A 14,741-nucleotide genomic window follows, 5' to 3' on the forward strand; every position below is an offset into this window, starting at 1 on the left:
TTCTAGTGAATCTTTCTCACGGAATGGCCATACCAAGCGTCTAGCGCATCCTGAGAAATATTATCAAATTCATTTTTATAGCCGTGGAAGTGAATAGTTTGATTCAAACATGCTACATGGCTGATACGATTCGATACCGTATCGACATCGTGTGTGACAAGAATCATCGTAATTCCTTGTTCCCGATTTAATTTCGCCAGCATATCATAAAATGACTGCACATTCTCGTGATCAATGCCGACAGTTGGCTCATCTAAAATGAGCAGTTTGGGATCACTGACTAAAGCTCTTGCAATAAAAACACGTTGTTGTTGTCCACCAGATAGCTCTCCAATGTTGCGATTCATATAAGCATCCATGCCAACTGCCTTTAAAGCTTCTTGTACTTTGTCTTTGGCATCTCGGCCAGGTCTTTTAAAAAGCCCTAATTTTTTCGTTAATCCACTTTTCACGACCTCTTGCACGGTTGCCGGGAACCCAGAATTAAAGGCATTGGATTTTTGCGAGACATAGCCAATCCATTCACGGTGCTTAAAATTTGCACTTGGTTCACCAAATAATTTTATTTCTCCGGATAAAGGTTTCAGCAAACCTAAAATTATTTTTAGTAGTGTTGATTTTCCCGAACCATTTGGGCCGAGTAGTGCTAAAAAATCTCCCTCTTCTACACGAAAAGAAATGTTTTTTAAAACTTGCGTATAGTCATATTGAAATGACACATTTTCAATGTCAATTAGTGTTGTTTTCATGCATGATCGCTTCTTTCTAATTCAAAATCATTACGATTTACAAATTGTAAGTATAAAGGAAAGTGCAGTTTTTGTAAAGAAAAGAGGATGGATGCTTTTTCGAACAGCTGATTGCAGGCGTGTAAATGATTTCGTGAAAATAAATAAGATAAAGGAGGATTGACTTTGAGTATTCAATTTTTACAGCAATTAGCACAAAGCACGGATAAGGAAATTGTCGCGATTGCTCGTGAAGAAGGCTTTAGCATTACGACTTCTGAAGTAAAAAAACTTCGACCTTATTTGGAGCAATTCTCATTTTCTTGGCTATTTTTAGGTATTCCTAAAGATATTCTTGTTGAAGTGGAGGCCGTTTTAGGAAGAAAGCGCTCTCGTCAACTCATCGCCTTGTTTACAAAATAAAAAAAGCCCGAAATCAGAACTAGCCTGATTTCGGGTTATTGCTTTTAGCCTTTTAAAGCTTCAATATGTTCAGGCTTAAAAGTACCGTTTCGTAACATATCAATTTCCACTTTATACGGAGCTACCTTAGATTTAGCGTCACTCTTGAGAGGGACAAAGGGTGTTTCTAAAATTTTAGGAACATCCATTAATTGTGGATGGTGTACTACATAATTGAGGGCATCAAAGCCAATATGACCAAAGCCAATATTTTCGTGACGATCCTTACCTGCACCGCGCACATTTTTGGAGTCATTGATATGCAATACTTTAATGCGTTCCACGCCTATAATTTTATCAAATTCGTTTAATACACCATCAAAATCTTCCACGATATTATAGCCAGCATCATGTGTATGACAAGTATCAAAGCATACTGAAAGTCGCTCGTTATTCGTTACACCATCAATAATTTTAGCAAGTTCTTCAAAGGAACGCCCACATTCTGTCCCCTTCCCTGCCATGGTTTCTAATGCAATTTGAACGGGATAGTCCTGAGATAGTACCTCATTTAAACCTTCAATGATTTTAGCAATACCAGCATCAGCACCAGCACCTACATGGGCACCAGGGTGTAAAACAATTTGCGTTGCCTCCAGTGCCGCAGTACGTTCAATTTCCGATTGTAGAAAATCTACACCGAGACGGAATGTTTCTGGTTTTTCCGTATTGCCAATATTAATAATGTAAGGTGCATGTACAACAATATTGGTCATCCCATGCTCTTTCATATGCAGGAGTCCATTCATAATGTTCAAGTCAGCAATGGCTTTGCGACGTGTATTTTGCGGTGCTCCAGTATAAATCATAAATGTATTGGCTCCGTATGACAGTGCCTCTTTACTAGAGCCGAGTAGCATTTCTTTACCGCTCATCGAAACATGTGAGCCAAGTAACATGTAAAAGCCCCCCTTATTTTTTACCGCGTGCCTTTAAGCGACGTTCACGTTTTTTAATTTTTTCCATTTCCCACTTCATATTACGTTTATAGCCAGGTTTTACCTTTTTGGGCTTACGTACCAACGATTTTGCTTTCACATCAATTTCATTCTCTTGCTTCACACGGTTTTTACGTGCATGACGCTCTTTTAACTCTGACCATTCGCCATCTTTTACATCTTTTTGCACAAAAGGAATGCCCATTTTTTCTACGCGAACTACTGCATCCTCGTCTGATGGCTCAAATAAAGTAATGGCTGTCCCTTTATTGCCTGCACGCGCTGTTCGACCAACACGGTGAATAAAGAATTCTAAGTCCTCTGGAATCTCGTAGTTAATAACATGAGAAATGCCTTGGATATCAATACCACGAGCAGCTAAGTCAGTTGCTACAATGTATTGGTAGTCAAGATCACGGATTTGCTTCATCATTTTTTTACGATCACGTGGACTTAAATCACCGTGAATTTGGCCACAACGGATACCATGCTCATTTAAGTAGCCAGCAACGTGTTCTGCTGTCTTACGTGTGTTGGTAAAGATAACAGCTAAAAAGGGATTAATGCCCTCAATGACTTCTAATAAACGTTTATTACGCGATTTTGAACGCACTGGTACAAGGACAAAATCGATGCCTTCTGCCACTGGTCGTTTATCATTCATATGGACATGCACTGGCGCTTCCATATATTTCTTTAAAAATGGTTGAAGTTTTTCTGGAATTGTTGCAGAAAAAACATACATTTCAAGCTTTTCTGGCATCTGTGAAGCAAATCCATCAATCTCTTCAATGAAGCCCATATCAAAAGCTAGATCCGCTTCATCGACAACTAAAATTGGTGCTGTATGCACAAATAACGCTTGTGCTGAAACAAGGTCACGAATACGTCCTGGTGTTCCAACAACAATTTGTGGCTGTGTTTTTAATTTATCAATAGAGCGTTGTTTGTCCGTACCCCCAATAAATAGTTTTGCTTGAATAGCAGTTCCTTCTATTAATTGATTTAATGCATCAAAAATTTGCTGTGCTAACTCTCGTGTAGGAGAAGTAATAACGGCCTGTACTTCCTGTTTTTCTACATCAATACGTTGAACAATTGGAATTAAAAAACTATGTGTTTTCCCTGTTCCTGTATGTGCCTGTCCAATAGCACTTTTCCCTTTTAATAAAAGCGGAATAATTTCTTTTTGAATTGGTGTCGGTTCTGTAAAGCCAAGATTTGCAATGGCGTCCTGCAAAAATGGCTGAAAATTATAATCAGTATATTTTGACATCATTCGTTCCTCCTAACATCTTTTTCATTGTACCATGATTCGAACTTTAAGGTATATTTACGTTCTATTTCTTACTAGCATAAACATATTTTTAATGTTTTATTATCACCGTAACAAAGCCCTTATCAAAGGTACTTGAAATACGCAGAATATGCAATCAAAAAAGCGCTGTAACAATGTTCGAAAACGCTTGTAATATGTAAATTTTATGTCAATTTATAGGGAACTAATGATTAGCAGATTCCCCACATGTTATAATAGAGCTGTAAGATATTATGGGAGGTTGGTAGATTATGAAAGCAGCAAGATGGTATAAAGCAAAAGACATCCGTGTAGAAAACATTGAAGAACCAGTCATCGCACCTGGAAAAGTAAAAATCAAAGTACATTGGACAGGGATTTGTGGCAGTGATTTACATGAATACGCAGCTGGGCCAATCTTTATTCCAGTGGAGCAACCTCACTATGTAAGTAAAGACATAGCACCTATTGTAATGGGACATGAATTTTCAGGTGAAGTAGTTGAAATTGGCGATGGTGTTACATCTGTTAAAATTGGTGATCCTGTAGTAGTAGAACCAATCCTTGCATGTGGCGAATGTGCTGCCTGTAAAAAAGGTAAATATAATATTTGTAAACATTTAGGTTTCCATGGTCTTTCAGGCGGTGGCGGAGGATTCTCCGAATATACAATGGTAGATGAAAAAATGGTTCACAAAATGCCAGAAGGGCTTTCTTATGAGCAAGGAGCACTTGTAGAACCAGCAGCAGTCGCTTTACATGCCGTGCGTCAAAGTAAATTAAAAGCCGGTGACAAAGCTGCCGTCTTTGGAACAGGACCAATTGGGCTTCTTGTCATTGAAGCATTACGTGCAGCGGGCGCAGCAGAAATTTATGCTGTAGAGCTTTCAGCAGAGCGTGCCGCGAAAGCTTTAGAACTTGGTGCAACAGCCGTCATTAACCCTAAAGATGAAGATGCCGTTGTGCGTCTACATGAATTAACAAATGGTGGTGTAGATGTTGCCTTTGAAGTAACGGGCGTTCCTGTGGTATTACAACAAGCTATTGACTCCACAACTTTTGAAGGTGAAACAATCATCGTATCGATTTGGGAGTCTACAGCTGCTATCCAACCGAACAATATCGTTCTATCAGAGCGAACAGTCAAAGGAATTATTGCCTACCGCGATATCTTCCCAGCCGTAATGGAGCTGATGACACAAGGTTACTTCCCTGCAGACAAGCTTGTAACGAAACGAATTGCTCTTGATGAAGTGGTAACAGAAGGCTTTGAGGCATTAATGAAGGAACGTAATCATATTAAAATTCTTGTAAATTCTCAAGCATAAAATACGATCAGGTAGAGAACCAAGCATTTCTCTACCTGATTTTATGGTTATTATTGTTGTTTATTATCCATTTTTTTCATGATTGTTAAATTTGCCATTAGAACGTTCACTTTATTTTCTCCAAAGATCCCTAGTGTTCGTTTCTCCGTATTTTCTTCAATGATTTTTTCAATCTCATCTTCTGAAAGACCGCTTGCTAGGGCAATGCGCTTCACTTGAATGTTTGCAGCCTTCACACTAATATGTGGATCCAGCCCTGAGCCAGAAGCGGTCATTAAATCTGCAGGTATATCTTGGCGTTTTACTGTTGGGTTTGCTAGTAGAAACTTCTTGATATCTGCTTCAATTCGCTTCTTCAATTCTGGATTAGATGGTGCATAGTTAAAAGTTCCAGAGGTCACTCCACTATAATTTAACTGACCATTTTTGTCTGGTACCGTATCATCCTCAGTATAAACATTATAATGAATGGCTGAAACACGTCCCCAGAAATATGATGGTGCTGAAAAGGATTGACCGATCAGTTCTGAACCAACAGCTTTACCATTGATTTCTAGTAAACTACCATTTGCTTGATGATGAAGTAATCCTTGAGCTAAAGCAGTCACCGCAAACGGGTAGATTAGCCCACACAGTATAAACATTGTTATTGTAATAAGAATTGCTTGCTTTAAGTTCACAAATAGTTTCCGCATGTACCTTCCTCCTATAGCCCAAAACTACGGCAAAGTGGACCAACTAGTATGTCAATTAACTTAATCCCAATAAAAGGGGCTATAATACCACCTAAACCATAGACTAATAAATTTTTATTCAAAAGTTTTGAAGCACTCATAGGTTTATACGTTACACCCTTTATTGCAATTGGAATTAACAAGGGAATAATGACTGCATTAAAAATTAAGGCAGAAATAATCGCACTTGTTGAAGAATTAAGTTTCATTATGTTTAATGCGCTCATCTCAGGCACAGCCACCATCAACATAGCAGGTATGATGGCAAAATATTTTGCTATATCGTTAGCGATACTAAATGTTGTTAAAGCGCCACGAGTCATCAGAAGCTGCTTCCCTATCTCTACAATTTCAATAATTTTAGTTGGGTTTGAATCTAAATCAACCATGTTAGCTGCTTCTTTTGCTGCATTTGTACCTGAATTCATCGCTAGCCCGACATTGGCCTGCGCTAATGCTGGTGCATCATTTGTACCATCACCAGTCATTGCTACTACCTTCCCTTGTGCCTGTTCATCCTTAATGACTTGAATCTTATCCTCAGGTTTGCTTTCTGCGATAAAGCTATCTACCCCAGCTTCCTTTGCAATGGCTGCTGCAGTAAGTGGATTATCTCCTGTACACATAATGGTTTTAATTCCCATTTCACGAAGCTGTTCAAAACGTTCCTTTAGTCCAGCCTTGACAATATCCTTAAGATAAATAACGCCTAAAATCTTATCATTCAGTGCTACGACCAGAGGCGTCCCCCCTACTGTAGATACTTGTTGAACCAGCAACTCTAAATTTGAAGGAATACTGTACCCTGCCTTCAAACTCTCTCTTTTTATTGTATCGTAGGCACCTTTTCGAATTTTTGTGCCATCCACCCTATCCAAGCCACTCATTCGTGTTTGTGCAGTAAAGGGAATATGTTTACTTGTTTGGATAATGTTTTTTTCACCGTCCGTATTCACCCCTAATTCGCAAGCAAGCGTTAAGATAGATTTTCCCTCAGGTGTATCATCTGTTAGAGAACTAAGCCATGCAGCTTGCATTAACTCTTCCCTGACAACTCCTTTTACTGGTAGAAACTCAGCTGCCATTCGATTGCCATATGTTATCGTGCCAGTCTTATCTAAGATTAATGTATCCACATCTCCGCAGGCTTCCACCGCTCTTCCAGACATTGCGATGACGTTAAATTGTGTTACCCTATCCATACCAGCAATACCAATTGCGGATAATAATCCACCAATCGTCGTAGGAATTAAACAAACTGTAAGTGCTATTAATGTTGCGATAGAAATTGGCACATTCAAATAAATAGTCATTGGATAGAGGGACACTACCACTAACAGAAAGATAATTGTTAAACTTACTAGAAGTGTATTAAGGGCTATTTCATTTGGTGTTTTCTTACGGCTAGCCCCTTCAATTAGCGTAATCATTTTATCCAGAAATGATTCACCAGGCAATGAAGTAATTTCAATCATCAACCAATCACTCGTAACCGTTGTACCACCCGTAACGGATGAAAAATCTCCACCTCGTTCTTTTACAACAGGGGCAGATTCACCTGTTATTGCTGATTCATCCACAGTTGCAATGCCATCAATGACTTCTCCATCATTTGGAATTACCTCTCCAGCTTGAACTAATACGATATCTCCTTTTTTTAGGTCATTGGCCTGTTTAAAGATTTCCGTACCATCATGAAGCAAAACACGAGCCTGTGTCACTGTCTTTGTTTTTTTTAAAGTTTGAACTTGTGCTTTACCTCTTCCTTCTGCAATTGACTCTGCAAAATTAGCAAATAGAATTGTAACAAAAAGTAGGATAGCAACTATTCCATTGTATAATCGAGCGTGTTCTTCTACTACACTCCCAAACATATTTGGAAAAAGAACTAATAGCAGCACAAACAAAAATCCTACTTCTACAACAAACATAACAGGGTTTTTTAGCATATAAGTGGGACTAAACTTCTTTAAAGCATCTATCATGGCATTTTTCAGCATCTTACTTGTCAAAAAACTCTTTTTTACTGTTTCCATATGCTCTCTCCTCCATTAAGAATAAAGTTGTAAATGCTCTGTAATTGGACCAAGTGCTAAAGCTGGTAAAAATGTTAGCGCACCAATCATTAAAACGATAGCCACAAGTAAAAAAGTGAAAGTAGTATTATCCGTTTTTAATGTTCCTATTGAATCACTGTGCCAAAACTTTTTGGCAAGTAGAGACGCAATCGCCAGTTGAATGATTATGGTTAAATATCGTCCAAAGAACATGGCAAGTCCTGTTGTTACGTTCCAAAATGTGGAATTATCTGCTAACCCTTCAAACCCTGAGCCGTTGTTGGCAGAGGCCGAAGCAAACTCATATAAAACCTGTGATAATCCGTGTGCACCTGGATTCGTTATTCCTGCTAATCCTGTTGGTGTTACAACTGCTAGTGCTGAAAATAGCAAAATAATAGCCGGATGAATCAATATGCATAGTGCAATTAACTTCATTTCTTTCTCTTCAATCTTTTTACCTAAAAACTGAGGAGATCGCCCAATCATTAAACAGGCAATAAAAATTGTTAGTAGAACATACATCATCATGTTCATCAGGCCGACCCCTTTACCACCAAACACAACATTTAGCATCATATTAAACATCGGCACTAGACCACCAAGAGGCGTCAATGTATCGTGCATATTGTTAACAGATCCTGTTGTGAACGCGGTAGTGACAGTGGTAAATAATGCTGATTGTACTACTCCAAAACGCATTTCTTTCCCTTCCATGCTCCCTAGCTCCTGTGTTATACCGAGTTCACTTATCATTGGATTACCAGCCTTCTCTGCTATGTACACAGTCACTAATCCAAGTAGAAACAATATACTCATTGCTGCAAAAATAGCTAAACCTTGTTTTCCAAAAATAGTTTTCTTTTTTCTATAAGCGATCATCAAACTAAAGGCAACTACACAAGCGCCCGGCAATAGCATCATCGATAACATCTCCACTATATTTGAGAGAACGGTTGGATTTTCAAAAGGTGTTGTTGAATTGGCTCCGTTAAAGCCCCCACCATTCGTACCTACATGCTTAATTGATTCTAGAGAAGCGACAGGTCCAAGTGCAATATCTTGTAATTTCCCTTCGATCGTTTGTACTGTTTTATTTGCACTTAAGGTTTGTGGTGTCCCTTGAGATACTAAGATAATGGCAACAACGATGGAGATAGGCATTAAAATACGCGTAATAACACGAACAAAATCAATAAAGAAATTCCCAATAGTATCTGTTTTTGCAACAAGACGACGACAGAATGCCATACAAGCTGCATAACCCGTAGCTGCAGATGTAAACATCATGAAGATAATGACTAGCATCTGTGATAAATAGCTGAGTCCAGATTCACCACTATAATGTTGAAGGTTTGTATTCGTCATAAAAGAAATGATCGTGTTAAATGAAAGTGTAGCTTCCATACTGCTAATATTATTTGGATTTAAAAACAGTAAAGCTTGAATGCGCAACAAAATATATCCAATAAAAACCATAAATGCATTTGAAAGTATTAATGAAAGTACATATTCTTTACCATTCATATCTACTTGTTTAATGCCACACAATTTATAAATGACTGCGTCAACTTTGTCTAGAATAGGATCAAGCCATGTTTTTTGGTGTAATGTTACCCGATATAGATAATGCCCAGTTAAGATAACGAGCGGTAAATAAATAATTAATACGATGGCTATTTGCCACATAGTGCATTACCTCCTAACAGCCTTTAATAATTTTCAGGACAAAGTAATGCATGCCCTAGATAACCAAACAAGAACACAAGTACAATTCCAATAAAAATCCACATTTCTATTTCCTCCTTATTGCTCATCCACTAGTTTGAAGCACCATGTGGTTAATGACAAAAGACTTCCAAAGCTTATCAGTAGCAATACAACCATATAAAAGTCCATCAATATAATACCCCTCCTTCATTTAGGATGTTTTCATCATACTGACTTTCAAATTAATGTAGTGTTAGGAAATCTACTTTTCTATTAAGAAAGCATAAAGAAGCAAAATCTTTATACTTTCTTAATGGGCGTTAACGCTATAATACAAATGAGGTGATTGAGGATGGAAAATACACGTCCAACTCCTGAGATGTTTTTAGCAAGACTTCAACAGGAGCAACAATTTGTAGGGAATTTAAAAATCTTTCTCGGTTATGCTGCTGGAGTAGGTAAAACGTACGCAATGTTAGATGCAGCACATCAAGCTCAAAAATTAGGTAAAGATGTGGTGGTTGGCTATGTAGAACCACATCCTCGTCCAGATACGTTAGCTTTACTAGAAGGGCTTGAGCAAATTCCTACGAAAAAAATAACCTATAGAGGAAAAGCTTTTTATGAATTAGATATTGATGCCGTATTGCAGCGCAAGCCAGAAATTGTTCTTATCGATGAATTGGCACATTCCAATGTTCCAACAATGCGGCACAAGAAGCGTTTTGGAGATGTTGAAGAACTACTTTCAAAGGGGATTCATGTTTATACAACTGTAAATATTCAACATATTGAAAGCCTTCATGACTTAGTAGAAGAAATTACTGACATTAAAGTACGAGAGCGTATCCCTGATTACTTAATTGATCAAGCATCTCAAATAAAAGTTGTAGATATTGAACCAGATGAACTAATACAACGCCTACAAGAAGGTAAAGTTTACACAAAACAACAAGCGGAAAAAGCATTGCATTCTTTTTTCCGCAAACAAAATTTAGTGTCGTTACGAGAAATCGCATTACGAAGAGCAGCGGATACAATTAACTATAAACAACTAAACAACCAAGAATCTGTCAAACACCCTGTACAAATAGAAGAACACCTACTAGTTGGTATCAGTAGTTCTCCTACAAATGCAAAAGTTATTAGAACCACTGCAAGACTTGCACAAGCATTACACGGTAAATTTACTGCTCTTTATGTGCAGAACTTCCAGGAGCATGAAGGAAATAGTGCAAATTCTGAACGATTACAACAACACATTAAACTTGTTGAACAGCTTGGCGGCCATGTCGTCATTGTTCAAGAAGACGACGTAGCAGCAGCCCTTGCTAATTATGCTCAAATTAGTGGGGTCACGAAACTTGTTATCGGACGAACAAGTATGAGGAAAAAATGGTGGCGACCTAACACAAAAATAAGTGACCGCCTGAATGAATTTGTTCCGAATTTAGCCATACACATCGTACCAGATCAAGAAAATGAATCATTTTATTTTCCAAGTATCAGTAATAAATTATCATTTGAATGGCTTGATTTGTTCAAAATGTTTATCGTATTTTGCTTCATATCAGTTGTCGGCTTATATTTATATAAAATTGGTTTAAGCGAGTCAAACATCATTACAATTTACATTTTAGGGGTCCTCATCCTTGCTATTTGGTCAACTGGATCGATGATGAGTATTATTAACTCCATTATTGCTGTCTTACTTTTTAATTACTTTTTTACAGAGCCTCGATTTTCATTTGATGCTTATCATCGTGACTATCCAATGACATTTTTTATCATGTTTATTTCCGGAGTAATTACGAGTAGCTTAACAAAGAAGATAAAGGAGCAAACCATTATAGCCATTCGTAAATCTTATCGAATGGAGGTGCTCCTTGAAACAAATCGTAGGCTTCAACATGCTAAGTCTATGGAAGAAATAATAGTTGAAGGCATGTCTCAAATTGTTAAATTAGTAGAAAAGCCTGTACAATTTTTCGAAATAAATAACCAGGTAATTGAGAAATCCTCTTTCTTTCGTACTGAAACAATGTCTAGTAGTGAAAATCAAAAAATAGCTGTACTTTTCGATAATCCAAATGAATGTGGTGTTGTTAGTTGGGTGACAAATAATAGGCATGTAGCAGGTGTATCCACAGACATATTTCCTGAAGTGAACGCTTATTATATACCTGTAATCTCTAATGGAGATGTGAAGGGTGTTATAGGTATTGCCCTATCTAAAGTCTCCCCATTGCCTGCATTTGAGCGTAATATTTTGCACGCCATTATTAATGATTTTTCATTCGCCTTGGATAAATGGTATTTACAGAAACTTAATGAGGAAGTAGCGCGAGAAGCTGAAATGGAACAGATGCGAGCTAACCTTTTACGTGCAATCTCTCATGACCTTAGGACACCACTCACTGCTATCTCTGGAAATGCAGATATATTACTCAACAATGCACCACTAATACCAGAGATTGAAAAAAATAAATTATATGAAGATATTTATAAAAATTCAAAATGGCTTGTACAAATGGTTGAAAATTTACTAGCTGTATCTAAGTTAGAGGATGGGCAATTTGCGTTAGAAATGCAAATTGAACTAGTAGAAGATATTATTCAAGAGGCACTTTCCCATGTTGTTCGTCACAAAAATACACATAAAATATCTTATGAAATTAAACCTGAGTTTTTATTTGCTGTAATGGATGCTCGATTAATCATACAAGTTTTCATTAATATCATCGATAATGCATTGACTTACACCCCACCAGGCAGTGCCATTACTATTATAGTGAAAGAATCTGATGGGTTGGTAAGTTTTAGTATTTCTGATAATGGGCCTGGAATCGATGACGCTTTAAAAAGTAGCTTGTTTGAGCCATTTACAACTGGAAAAGTACAACGCAGCGATAGTAGACGAGGTCTTGGTTTAGGCTTGGCACTCTGTCAAACAATTTTAAAATTACATGGTAGCAGCATAAACGTTTCAGATAATAAACCTCAAGGAACGATTTTTAACTTTTCACTGAAAAAAGGAGTAATGAAATTTGATGAGTAAACGAATTCTTGTAGTAGAGGACGATGTAGCAATTGCCAATTTAATTAAAATGACATTAGCGACAAACCATTATGAATACGACATTGCACGTGATGGTAGTAGTGCCCTTCAAAAGGCTCTTACCATAAAACCTGACGTTTTTATTTTAGATTTAGGTCTACCAGACATAGATGGCGTAGAACTAATCACAAAAATTAGAAGCTGGAATCAAACACCAATTATCGTCGTTAGTGCTCGTGGAGAAGAACATGATAAAATTAATGCTTTGGATGCAGGTGCAGATGATTATGTAACTAAACCATTTAGTGTGGAAGAATTATTAGCAAGAATTCGGGTTGCCTTAAGAAGAATGGCCTATGAACAACCACTTGAAAAAGAGAATCCCATTTTCACAAATGGTTATCTTCAAATTAATTATGTTGATCATACAGTATTTGTAAATGGAAAAGAAATACATGTGACGCCGATTGAATATAAACTTTTAATTGTTTTATCCAAAAATGTTGGGAAAGTTCTAACACATAATTATATTTTAAAGGAAATCTGGCAAAATGCTCTTCAATCAGATGTTCCAAGTTTACGAGTATTTATGGCTACACTTCGAAAAAAAATAGAAGTTAATCCAGCACAGCCCAAACTTATTCAGACACATGTACGGATAGGCTATCGAATGCTTCGCTATCATGAAGAGGATGAATGAATTTGGAACCTAAGGTCTAGTTGTATTTGGCCTTCTACTTTACAAATTCCATATTACATTTGATTTTATTTAGCTTTATCGAACCCTCCTATTAGCCTTTGCATATCATAGCTATAGTCAGGTATGTCATCAATGAAAAACAAGTAGAAAGGAGATCATTATGGTATTTCGACCACCTTATCCATACCCAATGTATCCGGGTGGCATGAGAATGCCCATGCCCATGCAAACACCTCCACAGATGTCGCCACAGTCCTTTTTCCCGCCTGGAGGCTTCCCTGTTCAACCACGAATTCCAGGCGGCTTTCCAATGGCTAATGGAATAGGTTCATTTGGAGGGCAAATGCCGATGCCACCTGTGCAAGAAGCTTCGAAAGTCGGTTCATTTTTACAGCAAGCCAATAGTTTATTTAATACAGCCAAAACCTATACTCCTTATATCCAACAAGCTATGCCGATGGTGAAAAATATTCCATCACTCTTAAAATTGTATAAAGGATTCCAAGGACTTCCTTCCGCTGGTGGTGGAGCAACTGAAGCAGCAGGAAGCGATAGTAAGGCTGCTGGAAGTAGACGGTCATCTAGGCAAAGTGCATCATTTACGCCTCCCGAGCCACTTCCATCTAAACCACGTATTTTCCAACCACCAATGTAAATGAACGTTTCTTTGTATTCACTGTCACTGTCCGTTATAATGTAGATAGGTAAGCTTGAAAGGAGTCACAACCACCATGCAAGTATTAAAAATTAATCCACGTGGCTATTGCTACGGTGTTGTGGATGCGATGGTGATCGCTCGTAACGCCGCACTTGATAAAACATTACCAAGACCTATCTACATCTTAGGGATGATTGTGCATAATAAACACGTCACAGATGCGTTTGAAGAGGATGGTATCATCACGTTAGATGGTGATAACCGCCTAGAAATTATTGAACAAGTTGAAACAGGTACTGTCATTTTTACAGCACATGGTGTTTCACCGGAAATTCGTGAGATTGCGAAGCGAAAAGGCTTAGTGTCCATTGATGCTACATGTCCTGATGTAACAGTTACCCACGATTTAATTCGTGAAAAATCAGCAGAAGGCTATGACATTATTTATATTGGTAAAAAAGGACATCCCGAACCAGAGGGTGCTATTGGCGTTGCCCCGGATCATGTCCACTTAGTACAGTCTTCTAACGATATTGATGCTTTACAATTAACGAATGATAAATTACTTGTCACAAATCAAACGACAATGAGCCAATGGGATGTCGCCCATTTAATGGATAGTTTAAAAGAAAAATTCCCACATATTGAGGTACACAAAGAGATCTGTTTAGCTACACAAGTCCGTCAAGAGGCTGTTGCTCAGCAAGCAGGTGAAGCGGATTTACTTATTGTTGTTGGTGATCCTAAATCCAATAACTCGAACCGCTTAACACAAGTTTCTGTAGAAATTGCAGGAACACCATCCTATCGCATTGCAGATGTTTCAGAGCTAAAAGTAGAATGGTTAAAAGGTATCAACATCGTTGCTGTAACAGCAGGTGCTTCTACGCCAACGCCAATTGTAAAAGAGGTTATTAACTTCCTTGATCAATTTGATGAAAATGATCCATCTACACACGAGATTAAGCGTACAGTGACACTAGATAAAATTCTGCCAAAGATTAAGACAGCAACACCTGTTGATAAAATCATGCCTTATTAATTACTCGCAAAAAATCCTGATTGCATAAT

Annotated in this window: 12 protein-coding genes; 6 read left to right on the forward strand and 6 right to left on the reverse strand. The window is 37.8% G+C overall.

The annotated features are described in order from the left end of the window. Positions 1-2: 2 nt before the first annotated feature. The gene (locus RCJ95_RS01130; RefSeq protein WP_004227240.1) at positions 3-749 is read right to left on the reverse strand and encodes a metal ABC transporter ATP-binding protein; all 747 of its coding nucleotides are present in this window, start codon (positions 747-749) and stop codon (positions 3-5) included. A gap of 165 nt (positions 750-914) precedes the next feature. Here RCJ95_RS01130 and RCJ95_RS01135 point away from each other — a divergent pair, with 165 nt between their 5' ends. Beyond that, on the forward strand, positions 915-1,151 hold the full coding sequence (locus RCJ95_RS01135) for a Nif11 family protein (RefSeq protein WP_004227236.1): 237 nt from the start codon (positions 915-917) through the stop codon (positions 1,149-1,151). 44 nt (positions 1,152-1,195) lie between these two features. Here the strand turns inward: RCJ95_RS01135 and RCJ95_RS01140 are convergent, their stop codons facing one another. Both RCJ95_RS01140 and RCJ95_RS01145 read right to left on the reverse strand, forming a co-directional pair. Further along, positions 1,196-2,089 (reverse strand): deoxyribonuclease IV, encoded by an 894-nt coding sequence (locus tag RCJ95_RS01140; protein WP_221680096.1) that lies wholly within the window; start codon positions 2,087-2,089, stop codon positions 1,196-1,198. A 13-nt stretch (positions 2,090-2,102) separates the two neighbouring features. After that, positions 2,103-3,404: a DEAD/DEAH box helicase gene (locus RCJ95_RS01145; RefSeq protein ID WP_004227232.1), complete on the reverse strand. Its 1,302-nt coding sequence runs from the start codon at positions 3,402-3,404 to the stop codon at positions 2,103-2,105. A gap of 293 nt (positions 3,405-3,697) precedes the next feature. On the opposite strand from RCJ95_RS01145, the gene RCJ95_RS01150 reads away from it, so the two are divergent. Continuing rightward, the gene (locus RCJ95_RS01150; RefSeq protein WP_257520184.1) at positions 3,698-4,753 is read left to right on the forward strand and encodes a 2,3-butanediol dehydrogenase; all 1,056 of its coding nucleotides are present in this window, start codon (positions 3,698-3,700) and stop codon (positions 4,751-4,753) included. Between the two features lie 50 nt (positions 4,754-4,803). On the opposite strand, the gene kdpC is transcribed toward RCJ95_RS01150, so the two are convergent. From kdpC to kdpA, 3 genes are read right to left on the reverse strand one after another with little or no spacing between them, the layout of a single operon-like run. Then, positions 4,804-5,448 (reverse strand): potassium-transporting ATPase subunit KdpC, encoded by a 645-nt coding sequence (gene kdpC / locus RCJ95_RS01155; protein ID WP_257520185.1) that lies wholly within the window; start codon positions 5,446-5,448, stop codon positions 4,804-4,806. 11 nt (positions 5,449-5,459) lie between these two features. Next, positions 5,460-7,523 carry a potassium-transporting ATPase subunit KdpB gene (gene kdpB, locus RCJ95_RS01160; RefSeq protein WP_312128457.1) on the reverse strand — a complete coding sequence of 688 codons (2,064 nt, stop codon included), beginning with the start codon at positions 7,521-7,523 and terminating at the stop codon, positions 5,460-5,462. 15 nt (positions 7,524-7,538) lie between these two features. Beyond that, positions 7,539-9,233: a potassium-transporting ATPase subunit KdpA gene (kdpA, locus tag RCJ95_RS01165; protein ID WP_446721802.1), complete on the reverse strand. Its 1,695-nt coding sequence runs from the start codon at positions 9,231-9,233 to the stop codon at positions 7,539-7,541. Between the two features lie 373 nt (positions 9,234-9,606). On the opposite strand from kdpA, the gene RCJ95_RS01170 reads away from it, so the two are divergent. The 4 genes from RCJ95_RS01170 to RCJ95_RS01185 all read left to right on the forward strand — a co-directional run bounded on the left by RCJ95_RS01170 (position 9,607) and on the right by RCJ95_RS01185 (position 14,712). After that, positions 9,607-12,312, forward strand: coding sequence for a DUF4118 domain-containing protein (locus tag RCJ95_RS01170; protein WP_369578919.1), 2,706 nt, complete (start codon positions 9,607-9,609; stop codon positions 12,310-12,312). Continuing rightward, the gene (locus RCJ95_RS01175) at positions 12,305-13,012 is read left to right on the forward strand and encodes a response regulator transcription factor (protein WP_009370132.1); all 708 of its coding nucleotides are present in this window, start codon (positions 12,305-12,307) and stop codon (positions 13,010-13,012) included. Before RCJ95_RS01170 ends, RCJ95_RS01175 begins: the two co-directional genes overlap by 8 nt. Positions 13,013-13,172: 160 nt before the next feature. Further along, positions 13,173-13,667 (forward strand): VrrA/YqfQ family protein, encoded by a 495-nt coding sequence (gene vrrA, locus RCJ95_RS01180; RefSeq protein ID WP_004227219.1) that lies wholly within the window; start codon positions 13,173-13,175, stop codon positions 13,665-13,667. A 76-nt stretch (positions 13,668-13,743) separates the two neighbouring features. Then, the gene (locus RCJ95_RS01185) at positions 13,744-14,712 is read left to right on the forward strand and encodes a 4-hydroxy-3-methylbut-2-enyl diphosphate reductase (protein WP_004227216.1); all 969 of its coding nucleotides are present in this window, start codon (positions 13,744-13,746) and stop codon (positions 14,710-14,712) included. The last annotated feature ends 29 nt before the right edge of the window (positions 14,713-14,741 follow it).

This window comes from Lysinibacillus sp. BSL11 (assembly GCF_052928325.1).

Coding starts and splice junctions, on each gene's coding strand:
- RCJ95_RS01140 (WP_221680096.1), bottom strand. CDS start 2,089: ATGTTACTTGGCTCACATGTTTCGATGAGCGGTAAAGAAATGCTACTC.
- RCJ95_RS01150 (WP_257520184.1), top strand. CDS start 3,698: ATGAAAGCAGCAAGATGGTATAAAGCAAAAGACATCCGTGTAGAAAAC.
- RCJ95_RS01185 (WP_004227216.1), top strand. CDS start 13,744: ATGCAAGTATTAAAAATTAATCCACGTGGCTATTGCTACGGTGTTGTG.
- vrrA (WP_004227219.1), top strand. CDS start 13,173: ATGGTATTTCGACCACCTTATCCATACCCAATGTATCCGGGTGGCATG.
- kdpB (WP_312128457.1), bottom strand. CDS start 7,523: ATGGAAACAGTAAAAAAGAGTTTTTTGACAAGTAAGATGCTGAAAAAT.
- kdpC (WP_257520185.1), bottom strand. CDS start 5,448: ATGCGGAAACTATTTGTGAACTTAAAGCAAGCAATTCTTATTACAATA.
- kdpA (WP_446721802.1), bottom strand. CDS start 9,233: ATGTGGCAAATAGCCATCGTATTAATTATTTATTTACCGCTCGTTATC.
- RCJ95_RS01130 (WP_004227240.1), bottom strand. CDS start 749: ATGAAAACAACACTAATTGACATTGAAAATGTGTCATTTCAATATGAC.
- RCJ95_RS01170 (WP_369578919.1), top strand. CDS start 9,607: ATGGAAAATACACGTCCAACTCCTGAGATGTTTTTAGCAAGACTTCAA.
- RCJ95_RS01175 (WP_009370132.1), top strand. CDS start 12,305: ATGAGTAAACGAATTCTTGTAGTAGAGGACGATGTAGCAATTGCCAAT.
- RCJ95_RS01145 (WP_004227232.1), bottom strand. CDS start 3,404: ATGTCAAAATATACTGATTATAATTTTCAGCCATTTTTGCAGGACGCC.